The sequence below is a fragment of the Variovorax sp. GW821-FHT09A10 genome, assembly GCF_059418385.1.
Map to the genome: position 1 here is coordinate 1,065,781 of NZ_JBWKPT010000002.1, position 13,695 is coordinate 1,079,475.

Annotated in this window: 14 protein-coding genes; all 14 read right to left on the reverse strand. The window is 69.8% G+C overall.

Going from position 1 to position 13,695, the window contains the following annotated elements; genetic code table 11:
* Positions 1-24: 24 nt before the first annotated feature.
* The 14 genes from AC07Q9_RS11785 to AC07Q9_RS11850 are packed head-to-tail and all read right to left on the reverse strand — an operon-like array spanning position 25 to position 13,555.
* A complete protein-coding gene (locus AC07Q9_RS11785) occupies positions 25-1,068 on the reverse strand; it encodes a Rieske 2Fe-2S domain-containing protein (RefSeq protein ID WP_492735729.1) in 1,044 nt (347 codons plus the stop codon).
* Positions 1,069-1,079: 11 nt separating this feature from the next.
* On the reverse strand, positions 1,080-1,301 hold the full coding sequence (locus tag AC07Q9_RS11790; protein ID WP_062474598.1) for a recombinase-like helix-turn-helix domain-containing protein: 222 nt from the start codon (positions 1,299-1,301) through the stop codon (positions 1,080-1,082).
* A 30-nt stretch (positions 1,302-1,331) separates the two neighbouring features.
* A complete protein-coding gene (locus tag AC07Q9_RS11795; protein ID WP_495309517.1) occupies positions 1,332-2,501 on the reverse strand; it encodes an FAD-dependent monooxygenase in 1,170 nt (389 codons plus the stop codon).
* 32 nt (positions 2,502-2,533) lie between these two features.
* A complete protein-coding gene (locus tag AC07Q9_RS11800) occupies positions 2,534-3,520 on the reverse strand; it encodes a Bug family tripartite tricarboxylate transporter substrate binding protein (RefSeq protein WP_495309991.1) in 987 nt (328 codons plus the stop codon).
* Between the two features lie 14 nt (positions 3,521-3,534).
* Positions 3,535-4,506, reverse strand: a complete 972-nt coding sequence (locus AC07Q9_RS11805; protein ID WP_495309518.1) for a VOC family protein — start codon at positions 4,504-4,506, stop codon at positions 3,535-3,537.
* A 13-nt stretch (positions 4,507-4,519) separates the two neighbouring features.
* A complete protein-coding gene (locus AC07Q9_RS11810) occupies positions 4,520-5,995 on the reverse strand; it encodes an aldehyde dehydrogenase (protein WP_495309520.1) in 1,476 nt (491 codons plus the stop codon).
* Between the two features lie 8 nt (positions 5,996-6,003).
* Complete coding sequence (locus AC07Q9_RS11815; RefSeq protein ID WP_495309522.1) at positions 6,004-6,804, reverse strand: aspartate dehydrogenase; 801 nt, start codon at positions 6,802-6,804, stop codon at positions 6,004-6,006.
* A gap of 20 nt (positions 6,805-6,824) precedes the next feature.
* Positions 6,825-8,522: a thiamine pyrophosphate-binding protein gene (locus AC07Q9_RS11820; protein WP_062474586.1), complete on the reverse strand. Its 1,698-nt coding sequence runs from the start codon at positions 8,520-8,522 to the stop codon at positions 6,825-6,827.
* A complete protein-coding gene (locus tag AC07Q9_RS11825; protein ID WP_495271539.1) occupies positions 8,515-9,354 on the reverse strand; it encodes an SDR family oxidoreductase in 840 nt (279 codons plus the stop codon). Before AC07Q9_RS11825 ends, AC07Q9_RS11820 begins: the two co-directional genes overlap by 8 nt.
* 20 nt (positions 9,355-9,374) lie before the next feature.
* A complete protein-coding gene (locus tag AC07Q9_RS11830; RefSeq protein WP_070060330.1) occupies positions 9,375-10,208 on the reverse strand; it encodes an IclR family transcriptional regulator in 834 nt (277 codons plus the stop codon).
* A 36-nt stretch (positions 10,209-10,244) separates the two neighbouring features.
* On the reverse strand, positions 10,245-11,114 hold the full coding sequence (locus tag AC07Q9_RS11835; RefSeq protein ID WP_492685434.1) for an alpha/beta fold hydrolase: 870 nt from the start codon (positions 11,112-11,114) through the stop codon (positions 10,245-10,247).
* A gap of 27 nt (positions 11,115-11,141) precedes the next feature.
* Entirely contained in the window at positions 11,142-11,678 is a 537-nt protein-coding gene (locus tag AC07Q9_RS11840) for a cupin domain-containing protein (RefSeq protein ID WP_495309525.1), read from the reverse strand.
* Positions 11,679-11,721: 43 nt separating this feature from the next.
* The gene (locus AC07Q9_RS11845; RefSeq protein ID WP_492743894.1) at positions 11,722-12,537 is read right to left on the reverse strand and encodes an SDR family oxidoreductase; all 816 of its coding nucleotides are present in this window, start codon (positions 12,535-12,537) and stop codon (positions 11,722-11,724) included.
* A 34-nt stretch (positions 12,538-12,571) separates the two neighbouring features.
* Complete coding sequence (locus AC07Q9_RS11850) at positions 12,572-13,555, reverse strand: Bug family tripartite tricarboxylate transporter substrate binding protein (protein WP_495309526.1); 984 nt, start codon at positions 13,553-13,555, stop codon at positions 12,572-12,574.
* Positions 13,556-13,695: the final 140 nt, after the last annotated feature.

Genomic DNA, 13,695 nt, shown 5'->3' on the forward strand with positions numbered 1-13,695 from the left:
CTTGCTTACTTGCTTGCTTGCAGTTCAGGCCGTGGCGGCCTCGGCTTGCGCCAGCTGCGCCTGCGCGAGGTTGCGCATGTGGCGGCGCAGGCGGACGATGCCCAGGTCGTGCTGGTACAGGTTCTCGTGCTGGTTGGCGTCGGCTTCCATCTCTTCGAGCATCACGCGGTCCTGCTCCAGCACGTGCCAGTGGCGCGCCTCGAGGCGGTTCTTGTAAAGGAAGCGCCAGGTGTCGCGCTCCCAGCCCGGCGACAGCTTGCGCGCGCGCCAGAAGAAGGTGGCGGTCATGCCGTTGGCCATCGGCGAGAAGGCGCCGATGATGATGAAGTTGCCGCCGGGGCCGCCGGTCTTCGGGTACGGAATCTCCAGGCGCATCCAGTGGATGCCGGTGTCGGCCCACTCGGTCCAGTCGAAGTTGACGTTGCGCTGGCCTTCCTTCTCGAACACGAAGCCGATGTCGGTCGGGCGCACGCCGAACTTGGCGCTCGAGTCGCCCTCGGCCATCGAGTGCGACTGCTTGTGCAGGTAGGTGCCGTGCATCGGGTCCATCACGTTGTCCAGCACGTAGCGGTAGTCGCCCTTCCACTCCGTGTAGCACAGGAAGTTCGAATACTCGGCCTCGTCGGTCAGCTGCTCGGGCAGCACCAGCGGCGGCGGCACGTCGACCGGCTCCTTCGAGTTGTAGAGGAACACGGCGCCCGCGCGCTCCTGCACATGGAAGTGGCGCGTGGCGCGCGAGCCTTCGAGCTTGCAGCCCGGGCTGCCGGGCACCCGCGTGACCACGCCGTCGTGGCGCACTTCGACGCCGTGGTACGGGCACGAGAGCCGGTCGCCCAGCACCACGCCCTGCGACAGCGGCGCGCCGCGGTGCGGGCAGCGGTCTTCCAGCGCATGCAGCACGCCTTCGCCGTCGCGCCACAGCGCGATCTTGCGGCCGAGGCGGCGCAGGGAGATGGGGTTCTCCTTGATGAAGTGCGAGGGGCAGATCGGGTACCAGAGGTCCTTCAGGCCGATCTCGAGCAGGTGGTCGACCGGATCGGCGGGAACGGGATGGATGGCGATGGTCATGGTGGTTCTCCTCAGGCGGCCAGCGTGGCCATTTCCTTGCGGTACAGCGCCTCGGTCCATGCGAGGCCGCCCGGCGTGGCCAGGCCGCTGTCGTTCAGGCGTTGCACCAGGCCCGGCAGGTCATGGATGCCGTCGGCGTAGGCGCGTTCGATCACGTCGCCCAGCAGGTCTTCGTAAGTGGTCGCGGGGCGCTGGCGCGCCTGGTGCGGTTGGAGAAAGCGGTCTTGTTGCATCGTGAGCCTCCGTAAGCGAGGGGAAAAATTTCAGGCAGCGGCAGCGACAGCGCCCTGCGCCGGCACGCCCAGCGGCACGGCCCAGGCGTCGTAGGCGTACACCCAGTCGGCGTTGCCGCCTTCGCGCAGCCAGTTGTTGCCGCGCGAGCCGAGCTGCACCTGGCTGGCGCGCTCAATGCGGGCGGTCTGGTAGGCCTGCAATGCGGCGGGAATGCCGGCCATGGCCACGCCGTCGAGGTGGCGCGACAGCACCACGGCGTCTTCGATGGCCATGCCGGCGCCTTGCGCCATGAAGGGCAGCATCGGGTGCGCGGCATCGCCCAGCAGTGCCATGCGGCCCTGCGCCCAGGCGGGCATGGGGTCGCGCTCGTACAGCGCGGTCTTGAGCACCGTGTCGCAGGCGTCGAGCAGCGCGCGCGCCTCGGGGTGGTAGGCCACGTACTGCTCACGCAGTTCGTCGACGCTGCCCGGCGCGGTCCACGACTCGAGGTGCCAGGTGTCTTGCGGCGTGGTGGCGAAGATGAAGATGTCCTTGCCGCGGTTCAGCGGGAAGGTGACGATCTGGCTTTGCGGGTTCGGGCCCCACCACTTGGTGAAGGCGCCCAGGTTGGGCACGCCGGCCACGCGCTCGGCGGGCACCACGGCGCGGTAGGCGACGATGCCCGTGAAGCGCGGGCTCTCGGCGCCGAACATCGCGGTGCGCACGCCCGAGTGAATGCCGTCGGCACCGATGAGCGCACCCACGCGGGCGCTGGTGCCGTCGCTGAACGACAGGGTCACGCCGCTGTCGTCGGCCGCGATGGTCTCGGCGCGCTTGCCCAGCGCCACGCGCTCGGCCGGGAACATGTCGGCCAGCGCGGCCAGCAGGTCGGCGCGGTGGATGGTGAGCTGCGGCGCGCCGTAGCGCTGCTCGGCCGAGTCGGCCATCTCGAGGCGCGAGGTTTCTTCGCCGCTGTCGTAGGTGCGGCTGATGCGGTGCGACGGGCGCGCCGCCGTCACGCGGGCGGCGTCGCCCACGCCCAGGCCGTCGAGTGCGCGCACGGCGTTCGGCGTGAGGTTGATGTCGGCGCCGACGCGGGCGAACTGTTTCGCCTGCTCGAAAACGACCACGTCGTGCCCGGCGCGGCGCAGTGCGATGGCGGCGACCAGGCCGCCGATGCCGGCACCGACGATGCCGATGGTGGATTCATTTGTCTGCATGGTCTCTGTCTCTCTTTGTTCTTGCGTGCGGCTTACTCGGCCACGATGTTGCGGGCCTTGATGATCCGGGCCCAGACGGCCGTCTCATCGCGGATGTGGGCAGCAAACTCGGCGGGCTTCATGGCCGCGTCGGTCATGCCCTGCGCCTTCAGGCGTTCGCGCACGTCGGGCTGGGCCAGCATCTCGGCCGCGTCCTTGGCGAGCTGTTCGACCACGGCCGGCGGCGTGCCCTTGGGGGCCAGCAGGCCGTACCACGAGGTCACGGTCACACCCTGGATGCCCTGCTCCGCCAGCGTGGGGATGTCGGGCGCGGCGGCGCTGCGCTTGGCTTCGGTCACGCCCAGCGCGACGAGCTTGCCGTTCTTGATGAAGGGCATGGTCGCGGGCAGGTTGCTGAACATCAGCGGCACCGAGCCGCCGAGCACGTCGTTGAGCGCGGGTGCCGTGCCCTTGTAGGGCACGTGCAGCAGGTCGATGCCGGCCTGCTGCTTGAACAGCTCGCCCGCCAGGTGCAGGCCGCTGCCCACGCCGGGCGAGGCGTACGACAGCGTGTTGGGCTTGGCCTTGGCCATCGCCACCAGTTCCTTCGCGCTCTTGATGCCCGAGGCCGGCGACGCCACCAGCACGTTGGGCGCCTTGGCGAGCATGGTGACGGGCACGAAGTCCTTCTCGATGTTGAACGGGAAGTTCGGCATCAGCGTCGGGTTGATCGTGAGGTTGCCGGCCGGCACCACGAGCAGCGTGTGGCCGTCGCCCTTCGCACGCTTGACCTTGTCGATGCCGATGTTGCCCGCCGCGCCCACCATGTTCTCGACCACCGCCGCCTGGCCGTAGCGCTTGGCCAGGCCATCGGACAGGATGCGGGCCAGCGTGTCGACCGGGCCGCCGGGCGGGAATGGCGAGACGATGGTGAAGCGGTCGCTCGACAGCTGCTTGTGCGCATCGCTCTGTGCGTGCGCGGGCAAGGCGATGGCCAGCGTCGCGGCGGCCAGCAGGGAGAAGGAGAAACGTCGTTGCATGAGGGTCACCGGATTCATTTCTTCTCGGTCAGGAAAGCACCTTTCGGGCCTTCGGCGTTCTTCTGCCGGCGCGTGTGGCCATCGAGGCCGCCGTCGACCGCCCATTCGGCGAACACGGTCGGGCCGGGTTCGAACTCGCGCGGCTGCCAGTCGGCCGTGAGCTGGTCTTCGTCGGCGTAGTACTCGATGAGGCCGCCGGCCGGGTTCTTGAAGTACCAGAAGTACGCCGACGACACCGGGTGACGCCCCGGGCCCAGCTGGGTGTCCCAGCCGCAGCGTGAAAAATGCAGGCCGCCGCCGAACACCTCGTGGATGTCGCGCACGGTGAAGGCCACGTGGTTGAGCCCGCGCTTGCCCGAGGGAATCTGCAGCAGGAACAGGTCGTGGTGGCCGCCCTCGGGCGCGCAGCGCATGAAGGCGCCGCGGTTCGGATAGCCGTCGGACGACACGAAGCCGAAGCGCTGCGCATAGAACGCGCTCGTGCCCTTCACGTCGCTCACGAAGAACACGACGTGGCCGACCTCGATCGGCGTGGCGCGTTCGTAGATCGGTGCGGGCTGGTTCACGCGCGGCTTGGCGTTCCAGGTGTTCATGGCGCCGCAGTCGACCTCGACCGCGCGCTTGCGGCTGACCTGCAGGCGCACGGCCAGACCGTTAGGGTCGGTGCAGCCGATGCGGCGCGCGCCGTCGACCGTGGTGTCGACGAAGGCCGGGTCTTGCGCGATGGCGGCGGCGTAGCGGTCCAGGTCGGTGTCGCTTTCCACGCCCCACACCACTTCGCGCAGCGTCGGGCCCTCTTCCATCGCGGGCGGCAGGCCGGGCTTGTCCCACGCCGCAACGACCACCTTGCAGCCGTTGAGGCACTCGAAGACGAGTTCGTCGGCGGCTTCGGACGTGAGTGAAAGGCCCCAGTCCTGGAAGAACTGGCGGCAGGCGGGCAGGTCGTCCGCGCCGTAGGTGATCTGGTCGATGCCAAGTACGCTCATCGTGTGCTCCTGTTCAGTTCGCCCACGGGAGCGGTTGTTCATTGGTGCCCCAGTACATGCTCTTCTGTTCCATGTACTGGAAGATGCCTTCGCGGCCCTTCTCGCGGCCCAGGCCGCTGTCGCGCCAGCCGCCGAACGGCGTCGAGACCGAGAACTGCTTGTAGGTGTTGACCCAGACCGTGCCAGCCTGCACCGCGCGGCCCAGCTTCCAGGCGCGCTTGAAGTCGCGGCTCCACACGCCCGCGGCCAGCGCGTAGACGCTGTCGTTGGCCTGCGCGATCAATTCTTCCTCGTTGTCGAAGGGCATCGCGACCAGCACCGGGCCGAAGATTTCTTCCTGGCTGATGCGGGCGTTGTTGGTCAGGCCTTCGAGGATCGTCGGCTGGTAGAAGTAGCCCTTGTCGTAGCCGGCGCCGTGCGGGCGCACGCCGCCCGTGCGGATGCGCCCGCCTTCGGACACGCCCAGGTCCACGTAGCGCTCGATGCCCTCGCGGTGCTTGGCCGTGATGAGCGGCCCCATCTGCGTGCGCTCCGAGGCCGGGTCGCCCACGCGCAGCGCATTGGCGCCTTCGGCCAGCCGCGTGAGGAACTCGTCGTAGATGCCGCGCGCGACAAACAAGCGCGAGCCCGCGATGCACGACTCGCCCGACGAACTGAAGATGCCGTAGAGCACGCCGTTCACCGCATGGTCGAGGTCGGCGTCGTCGAGCACCATGGTGGGCGACTTGCCGCCGAGTTCGAGCGACACCGGCATCATCTTGTCGGCCGCGATGTGGGCGATGTGCTTGCCGGTGGTGGTGCCGCCGGTGAACGACACGCGCTTGACCAGCGGATGCTTGGTGATCGCGTCGCCAATCACCGAACCCTTGCCCGGCAGCACGCTGACGATGCCCTTGGGCACGCCGGCCTGCTCGCAGATGCGCGCCAGTTCCAGCGCCATGAGCGGCGTGACTTCGGCGGGCTTCACGACCACCGCATTGCCGGCGGCCAGCGCGGGCGCCAGCTTCTGGGCTTCGCTGGCGATGGGCGAGTTCCACGGCGTGATGGCCGCGACCACGCCCATCGGCTCGTGCACGCTCATCGTGACGAAGGCGCCGCGCGAGGGGGTGATGGTTTCTTCGAGCGTCTCGAGCGCGGCGGCGAAGAACTGGAAGGTGCCCGCGGCGCTGGCCACGAGGTTGCGCGTTTCGCTGATCGGCTTGCCGTTGTCCAGGCGCTGCTTCTGCGCCAGCGACTCGCCCTCTTCGCGGATCAGCTGCGCCACGCGGTGCAGCACCGCGGCGCGCTCGTGCGGCAGGCGCTGGGCCCAGCCGCTGGTGCGAAAGGCGTGGTCGGCGCGCGTGATGGCTTCTTCGACGTCGGCCAGGCTTGCCGCCTTCAGGCGCGCGATGGGTTCGCCGGTGGCAGGGTACAGGCTTTCGTAGACGTCGCCGCCGCCCAGGCGCCATTCGCCGGCGATGCAGATCGGAAGGAGTTCGGTGGAGATCATGGGGTGGCTCAGATGGCAAGGGCCGCGACGCGGTTGCGCAGCGCGCGCACGGCGCTGTACACGGTCAGGGCCGAGGTCTTGGGGTTGGCCGCGAGCGGCTTGTTGCGCATGGTCAGCGCGAAGCTGCCGAAGGCGCCTTCGGCTTCGACGGTGTGCACGTTCTCGGTGGTGGCCGGGTCGGCAATGAGGCGCACCAGCGTCTGGTCCAGGCCCAGGCCCGCGAGCGACACGGTGGCCGCCACGTTGGCGTTCTTCGGATAGAGCAAGGCCGCTTCGCGCGCACTGCCTTCGAAGATGATGGTTTCGTGCGCCAGCGTGTCCAGGTTGCGGCCCTGCTCGGCCGGCGTGCCCTTCCAGGCCTGCGGCGGCTTGCGGCCGGTGTAGCGCACGCTGTCCAGGCCGCCGATGCGGGCCGCGGCCAGCGCGTCGATGCCGCCGATGGCGCCGGGAATCAGCTGCACCTGCGTGCGGCCGGCAACGGCGGCGGCTTCGAGCTTCTCGGCGAAGCCCGTGGCCGACAGCGCGCCCACCGAGGCCACCACGCAGGGCGTGCCGCGCGCCAGCGCGGGCAGCACGTGCTCTTCGATGGCGGCATGGCCGGCGGTCTCGACCACGAGGTCGATGCCGTCGGCGGGCACGGCGCTTCCCACCTGCGCGCCAGGGGCGACCTTCTGCGCGGCGGCAATGCCTTCGGCCGGCACGACGATGGCCACCACCTTCAGGGCGGGATCGCCGCGCAGCAGTTCGAGCACCGAGGTGCCGATGGCTCCGCAGCCGACGAGGGCGATGCGCGTGATGGCAGTGGTCATGCGTGGGGCTCCGCGTTCGCTCACTTGGCCGCGCCGAGCGCGGGAATCTGCGTGACCGTGTTGGTCGGCGGGCCGGCGAAGCTGGTCTTGAAACCGCCGATCGACAGCATGTCGATCTCCAGCAGGAACGGGCCGTCGGCGGCGAGCGCCTGGTCCAGCTGCGCCGGCAGGTCGGCCAGGTCTTTCACGCGGGCGTGCGGCAGCGCGATCGACTTGCACAGCAGGTCGTAGTCGGGCGTGTGCAGCTCGGCGTAGCACTGGCGGCCGCCGTACTGCGCGTCCTGGATGTTCTTGATCACGCCGTAGCTCTTGTCGTTCATGAGCACGATGACCATGGGCGCCTTCTCCTGCACCATGCAGGCCAGCTCGCCCAGGTTCAGGATGAAGCCGCCGTCGCCGGCCAGGCAGAAGGTCTTGCGGCCCGAGCCCGTCACCGCCGCGCCGATGGCCGCGCCGATGGCCATGGGCATGCCCTGGCCGATGCCGCCGCCCGTGGCGTGCACGCCGGCGCTGGGTTCGAACACGCGCAGTTCTCGGTTGCCCCAGGTGCTGTTGGACACCGTGACGTCGCGCACCCAGTTGAACTTGCGGCCGGCCACCGACTGCAGCTGGCGCACGAGCTCGGCGTACGGGCCGAGGCCGTCGCGCAGCGTGGCCACGGCCTGGTCGTGCGCGGCGCGCAGGTCGACCAGCAGCTGCGGGTCGGCCTGGTACTTCGCGGCTTCGAGGCGGTCGGCCAGGCCGTCGAGGGCCAGCGCGGAATCGCCGCAGACAAATGCCTCGGACGCGTAGCAACGGCCTTCGGCGGCGGCATCGGCGTCGATGCGGTACAGCGGGCGCGGCAGCTTCAGTTCGTACTTGAGCGTCTCGTTGCCACGCAGGCGCGAACCGACCACGAGCATCGCGTCGCAGGTTTGATAGAAGGCCTCGACCGGCTTCTGGATGTTGTAGGCGCCGAGCGAGCCGGCATCGTCCTCGGGCACCGTGCCGCGGCCCTGCGTGGTCGTGACCACGCCGAAGCCCAGCTTCTGCAGCCGCTGGATCGCGCTGCGCGCATGGCGGGCGCCACCACCGACCCACAGCAGCGGACGCTTGGCCGTGGCCAGGCGCGCGGCCAGTGCATCGAGGCCGGCGGCCGAAGGCACGGGACGCTCGATGGGCAGCGGCGACAGGTCGGCCGGCATGGTCGTGAGCGCCGACTGGATGTCGATCGGAATCTCCACGCTCACCGGGCCGGTCGGCGCCGTCATGGCGAGCTGCACCGCGCGCTTGAGCGTGCCCAGCACCGTCTCGACGCTGCGCACGCGCAGCGCGGCCTTCGACACGGCCTTGAGCATGGTGAGCTGGTCGGGCGCCTCGTGGATGTACGACATGCCCTTGTCCAGGTACGGCGTCTCGATCTGGCCCGTGATGTGCAGCAGCGGCGCGCCGGCGGTCAGGGCCTCGACCATGCTGCCCGCGATGTTGCCCGCGGCCGGGCCGGTGCTGGTGATGCACACGCCCAGGCTGGCGGTGGAGCGCGCATAGGCGTCGGCCATGTTGCCCGCGCCGGCTTCGCCGCGCGCCGAGATGAAGCGCACCGTGCCGCGCTGCGCGAAGGCATCGAGGATCGGCATGTTGTGGATCGAGATCACGCCGAAGGCTGCCTTGACGCCGCACTGCTCGAGGAAGGCGGCGACGACGGCGCCGACCGTGACGGTGTTGTTGGGGTTATGCATGGCGGGAATGGCCTCCGGAGATGTCGATGTGGCTGCCGGTCGTGTACGACGCGAGCGGTGAAGCAAGGAAAAGGATCGCGCGCGCGGCTTCGGTCGGAAGCCCCAGGCGACCCAGCGGAATGTGTTTGGTGGTGGCGAGCTGGCGGCTCCAGGCGGCCCAGTCCTGCGACTTGTCTTCGCGCGCCTCGAAGCGGCGGCGCCACTGGCCCGACTCGACCAGGCCGATCAGGATGCCGTTGACGCGCACGCCCTGCGGCGCGAACTCGGTGGCCATGGAGCGCACGAGGTTCAACAGGCCCGCGCGCGCGGCCGAGGTGGCGACCATGTGCGGCTCGGGCTGGCGCGCCAGCAGCGAGTTGGCGCAGACGATGGCGGCATCGCCCAGCACCGCGCGCTGCGCCGTGAGCTGCGGCAGGAAGGCGCGCGTCGGGTGGATGACCGAGAAGAACTTCAGGTTCAGCTCTTGCATCCAGGCCGCGTCGTCGGTGTCGGCGAAGGTGGAGACACGCCCCTGCCCTGCGTTGTTGACCAGCATCGAGGCCGGGCCGAGCGCGGCCTCGCTGGCGGCGGCGAAGGCGCGCACCGAGGCGGCGTCCAGCACGTCGCAGGTTTGCGCGAACAGCTTGGCGTCGGGGTACTGGGCACGCAGGCCGGCCACGGCGGCATCGAGCCGTTCGGCGTTGCGCCCGCACAGCGCCACGGCGGCGCCGCAGCCGAGCAGCAGCTCGACGGTGGCCAGGCCGATGCCCGACGACCCGCCCGTGACCACGGCCACGCGGCCGGCCAGTGCGTCGGCGGCGAAGAAAGAGGAGGAAGGGGCGAGGGTCGTCATGATCGTTCGGAAATCAGTCGTCAGGCGCTGCGCAGCGGCACCACCTTGCTGGTGCGCGCGGGCGAGTAATTGAGCAGGCCCGAGATCTCGTCGGCGGTGCCGCGCACGCGCTGCACCATCTCGTCCATGCGGTTCTCGTCGATGTGGCCCGAGGTGATGGTGGCGCCCAGCGCCGCCACGATGTGGCCGCTGTGGTCGCGCACCGGCGCGGCGATGGTCGAGATGTTCGATTCGAAGAAGCCCTCGCCCAGCACATAGCCGCGCTGGCGGTCGGCCTGCACCATGTCGAACAGTTCGTTCACCGTCTTGGGCGTGCTCGGCGAGAAGGTCTCGAGCTTGTCTTCGGGGTACAGCGCGCGCAGCTGCGGCAGCGTGAGGTCTTCCAGCAGGATGCGGCCCAGCACCGTGGCGTGGGCCGGCAGGCGCGTGCCCACCGTGACCGAGCTGGCGAAGGGCGTGGCCGGCGCCACCTTGGCGACGTAGACGATCGAGCGGCCGTCGCGCACCACCAGGTTGCAGGGCGTGCGCAGCTCGTCGCACAGGCGGTTGAGCAGCGGCGTGCCCAGCTGCGTGAGCTCCAGCGAGGCCAGGTATTCGAAGCCCAGGCGCAGCACGGCCAGGCCCAGGCGGTAGTCACGCCCGCCCTCGGCGCGCTCGAGGAAGCCCATGTTCTCCAGCGTGGTGAGCAGGCGGAAGACGGTCGAGCGCGGCAGGTCGAAGCGGCGCGCCAGCTCGGGCGCGGAGAGCGTGCGGCTCTCGCGGCTGAACTCGCACAGCACGCGCAGGCCGCGTTCCAGCGCGGGCACGTTGTAGCGGTCTGCGCCCTCTTCCATCACTTCGTTGTCGGTGGCCATTCTGGAATTCCTCTCGGTTGTCTTGTTCGTGTCGGGTCAGCCGGCGAGCGATTCGCGCAGCAAGGCGGCGACGGCCTGCGGTTGCTCCACATAGCCGGCGTGACCCGCATCGTCCACCAATTCGAGGGGCACGCCGCAGCGGCGTGCGACTTCTTCGCAGGCGGTGGGCGGCGTGACGACGTCGAGCGCGCCGCAGGCCACGCGCACGGGCATCGGCGGCGGCAGGTCGGCCAGCAGGTCGGCGTTGCACAGCAGCTCGACGGCCTGGCGATAGCCGTGGTCGTTCAGGCGCGCCATGTTCCAGCGCACCCACTGGCGGGCGTGCTCGGAGGCACCGTCGGACACGAGCCGGCCCGCGCGCTTGGCGGCCATGCCGGCAATGCCGAGGTCGTCGAGCGTGGCCAGGCGTTCGGCGCGCACCTTGGCGCGGGCGTCGATGCGCGCGGCGGCGCCGTAGCCGATGGCGGGGCTCACGAGCACGAGGCGGCGGATGCGCTCACTGGCGCTCGACTCGCTGCGGGCGGCCGACGCGGCGACGATGGCGCCCAGCGAATGGCCGACGAGCACGCAGGAGCGGATCGACAGCGCATCGAGCATTTCTTCAAGCCGTGCGGCGTAGTCGGCGGCGGTCGGCGCGGCCGAGGCCAGCGGCGTCGAGCGGCCGTAGCCCGGTGCGTCCCAGGCGATGAGGCAGGCCTGCGGCGCCAGCAGCGCCGCGGTGTCGAGCCACGAGGCCGCGCCCGAGCCGATGCCGTGCAGGCACACGATCACGGGGCCCTGCCCGCATTCGCGCACCGACACCACCGCGCCGCCGCCCACCGCGACGTCGCGGGCCGGAAAGCGCGCGTCGAGCCGCGCCAGCTCGGAAGCCGGCAGGGTCTGCGCGGAGATGTCGACGGTGCTCATGGCCTGTTCGCTCGCTTGCTCGCTCGCTCAGCGCTTGATCTTGGCCAGCGGGTGGTCGGCGGGGTACGTCGGCGTGACCGGCTTCTTGGCGCCGAGCATCACGCACATCAGCGCGTCTTCGTCGCCGATGTTGATTTCTTCGCGGTACACGCCGGGCGGCACCGAGATCAGGTCGCGGTCGGTCATGATGGTCTCGAAGCGCTCGCCGTCTTTCTCGATCACGACCTTGAGCTTGCCGCGAATCAGGAAGAACACCTCTTCCACGTCGGTGTGGATGTGCGGCGGGCCTTCGTGGCCGGCCGGGATCACCATGGTCGAGAAGGTGAAGTGCTCCGAAGGCACGGTGTTGGTGTCGGCCGCGACACCGGTGCCGCCGGTGCCCACGTAGCGCATCTGCGCGCGGCGGAACTTGGGGTCGAAGTCGGCCTGGAACTTCAGCGCGTCCCAGTCGTACTTGCGGGTTTCGTAGCGGGCGATGCGGGTGTTCATCCACTCGGCCAGGTTGCTGCCCTCGGGCTGCGCCAGGGTGTTGTTGATCTTCTGCTGTTCGGACAAATCGCTCATGGGTCTACTCCTTGGTCGGGAAATTCGGTCGGTGGTGACGGGTTCAGTGCATCGCGAAGCCGCCGTTGACGGCAAGCAGCTGGCCGGTGACGAAGCGCGCCAGGCCGGACAGCAGGAACACGGTCGCGCCGCAGACGTCGGCCGCCTGCTGCTCGCGCGGGATGGCGCGGCCTTCGAGGTACTTCTGGTGGCGCGCCATCGGCACGTACTCGGTGGCCTCGACCAGCGTGAGGCCGGGCGCCACGGCGTTCACCGTGATGTTGTCGCCGCCCCATTCGCGCGCCAGCGAGCGCGTCATGGAAATGACGGCGCCCTTGCTCGAGGCATAGGCCAGCAGGTTGGGCGCGCCCCACAGCGCCGTGTCCGACGCGAGGTTGACGATGGCGCCACGGCCGCTGGCCGCCAGCGCGGGGCGGCAAGCGCGGCCCATGAGCCAGCTGCCGCGCACGTTGACGTTCATCACGCGGTCCCACATGTCGATCTCGAGCTGGTGCGCATCGCGCCCGCCCGAGTTGGTGATGGCGGCGTTGTTGACGAGGCCGTCCAGGCCTCCCAGCAGGCGCACCGCCTCGGCGGCGCCCGCCTCGATGGAGGCCGGGTCCGACAGGTCGATCGCCAGCGCGTGCGCCGTGCGGCCGGCATCACGCAGCGCCTGGGCTTCGGTCTCGGCCAGCTCGCCGAGGATGTCGGCCAGCACCACGCTCGCACCCGCCGCGGCCACGCACTGTGCGAACGCCAGGCCCAGGCCACGCGCGCCGCCGGTCACGAGCACGCGGCGGCCGGCCAGCAGGTTGGCGGGCATCTCGGCCAGCAGGGCCTGCAGGCTGGAGGGATCGGCGATGGCTTTGAGGTCGGTCATGGCGGGCGTCACGTCGGGTGGAGTGAGGTGAAGTTCAGTCGGCCTGGATGCCGAGTTCCTTGATGACCTTGCCGAAGCGCGCGAAGTCGGCGGCGTTGGTCTTGGCCAGCACGTCGGCGTCGCCGCCCACGGGCGTGGTGCCCAGCACGGCCATGCGCGCCACGATGTCGGGCATCTTCAGGATCTCGTTGAAGTGACCGTTGAGCGTCTTCACGATCTCGGGCGGCAGGTTGCGCGGGCCCCACAGGCCGTTCCAGGCGGTGAGCTCGACGTCCTTGTAGCCCAGCTCCGCGAAGGTCGGCACCTTGGGCGCGAGCGGCGAGCGCTCGCGCGAGGCCACGGCCAGCGGAACCATCTTGCCGTTGGGCATGTAGGGCGCCACCGGGCCGAGCGTGATGAAGGTCACCGGCACGTGGCCGCCGAGCACGTCGTTGACGGCGGGCGCCACGCCCTTGTACGGCACATGCGCCAGGCTGGTGCCCGAGGCGCGGGCGAACATTTCGCCCAGGATGTGCATCGGCGAGCCGCTGCCCGGGCTGGCATAGCTCAGCGACTTGCCGCCCTTGGCCGCGGCCACCGCGTCCTTCAGGCCGGTGTAGCCCTTGGCGCCGCTGGCCACGAGGAACAGCGGCAGGTTGCCGGTCTGCACGATCGGCGTGAAGCCGTTGAGCACGTCGTAGCCCGAGGTGCTGCCGGTCTTGAGCACCAACTGCGCGATCGAGAAGGTGCTGGGCGCGAGCAGCAGCGTGTAGCCGTCGGGCGCGGCCTTCGACACGAAGGCGCTGCCGATGATGCCGCTGGCGCCGGGCCGGTTGTCGACCACCACGGGCTGGCCGACGCGGGCCGAGAGCTTTTCGGCGTACAGGCGCGCCAGGGCGTCGGTGTCGCCACCCGCCGGATAGGCAACGACCAGCGTGATCGGCTTGCTGGGGTAGGCGTCTGCCCAGGCGAGTCCGGAAGCGCAAGCGGCGGCCAGGGAGACGGCAGCGGCGATGGCGAGGCGGCGAGTGTGTGTCATCGGGGGTCCGTGGAATCGATGGTTTGTTTCACTAAAGAAACAACGATTTATTAATGGAACACCGCGAGAATACCGACGAAGGCAACTTCATGACTAGGTAAAAACCCTAGTTGAGGTGACGCCGGGGTGTGCGGCCCAAG